A 1,429-nucleotide genomic window follows, 5' to 3' on the forward strand; every position below is an offset into this window, starting at 1 on the left:
TTCGTCATCAGGACGAAACCCCACAACTGGAACGCCGGTTCGTCGTTTCAGTTCCTTGATACCGGAGTCAAGGAGTGCGCTATCTCCGCGAAATTTCGTAATGACACAGCCCCGAACGCGATTTTGTAGGTCATCCGGCATGAGTTCGAGCGTTCCGTAGAGGCTGGCGAACACGCCACCGCGCTCGATGTCGCCGAGAAGCAGGATCGATGCGTCGGCAAACTCTGCAGTCTCGACGTTGGCCAAATCACGATCGTGAAGGTTGATTTCGGCGATGCTTCCCGCCCCTTCGGCGATAATGAGGTCGTGTTCTTCCGCCAGCCGTTCGTAGGATTTTACGGCGGCTTTGCGAGCGCGCTCCCAGTGCTCGTCGTAGTACGTTCCAGCCTCGTAGTGGCCGACCGCTTCGCCGTGAATCACGAGTTGACTTTCGCTGTCGCCGCGTGGCTTCAACAGGACGGGGTTCATGTCCGTCGTCGGCACAACGTTCGCGGCGCGGGCCTGCACGTACTGGGAGACGCCGATTTCGCCCCAGTTACTCTCGGGAGTCACGACCGCCCGCGCGTTGTTGCTCATGTTCTGGGCTTTGTACGGCGCGACCGAGATGCCATTCTGGGAGAGACGCCGACAGAGACCGGCAACGACCGTACTTTTGCCGACGTGGCTCGCCGTTCCGGCGACGAGCAGGGTCCGTGTCATCAGTACTCGGTTCCCTTCCGGGCGCGGTGGCCCGCATCGAACGGATGCTTCTCCTTTCGCACGTTCGTTACGAGGTCAGCGTGGTCGTCGATGTAGTCAGGGTTCTCGTGGCCGCCCGTGAGGACGAGTTCGAGATCGTCGGGTTTGGTTTCGATGAGTTCTACGACCGCGGATGGCTCGACGAGGTTGCGGTTCGCGGCGTACAGTATCTCGTCGATGATGAGCATGTGCATACCGTCCTCGGGTGGACCATCGAGTGGAAGCAGCGACTGCAGGTCGGCGTCGTTCGCCGCGGCGAGCAATTCACGAGCGCGTTCGAGCGCACCGCGGGCTTTCGCGTCGTGCTCGTCGTCGGCCGACCCGTCGAGGAACCCGTGCCAGCCGTAGTGACCGCTGTTTTCGTAGGTGAAGCCGTCCATTGCTGCAATGGCGTTGTACTCGCCACGGGTCGCCTCAACGCTCGACGCCCCGCCCTTCATGAACTGGAGCATGTGGACCCGGTATCCGTGTCCAGCCGCTCGAAATCCCATCCCCATCGCCGCCGTCGTCTTTCCTTTTCCGTCGCCCCACCATGCTTGGACGAGTCCGAAATCCTCCGGCGCTGCTGGTTCGATTGGTCTAGCATCCGGCGATGTTCCCCGTCCAGGTGTCCCTTGGGACTGTGCTCTGCTATCGGGTTCGTCGGTGGCGTCGTTCGTCATTGGTAGTCTATGAAATATTTTGTTTTCGT

General features: G+C 60.6%; 2 protein-coding genes. Both read right to left on the reverse strand.

What is annotated here, in order from left to right; genetic code table 11:
- Positions 1-699, reverse strand: a 699-nt coding sequence (locus tag ACP97_RS08265; RefSeq protein WP_079977593.1) for a cobyric acid synthase, incomplete at its 3' end; no start/stop codon positions are given.
- Positions 699-1,400: a cob(I)yrinic acid a,c-diamide adenosyltransferase gene (locus tag ACP97_RS08270; RefSeq protein WP_079977594.1), complete on the reverse strand. Its 702-nt coding sequence runs from the start codon at positions 1,398-1,400 to the stop codon at positions 699-701. The genes ACP97_RS08265 and ACP97_RS08270, both read right to left, overlap by 1 nt.
- Between the last annotated feature and the right edge of the window lie 29 nt (positions 1,401-1,429).

This window comes from Halococcus sediminicola (assembly GCF_000755245.1).
Lineage (GTDB): Archaea > Halobacteriota > Halobacteria > Halobacteriales > Halococcaceae > Halococcus > Halococcus sediminicola.

Coding starts and splice junctions, on each gene's coding strand:
- ACP97_RS08270 (WP_079977594.1), bottom strand. CDS start 1,400: ATGACGAACGACGCCACCGACGAACCCGATAGCAGAGCACAGTCCCAA.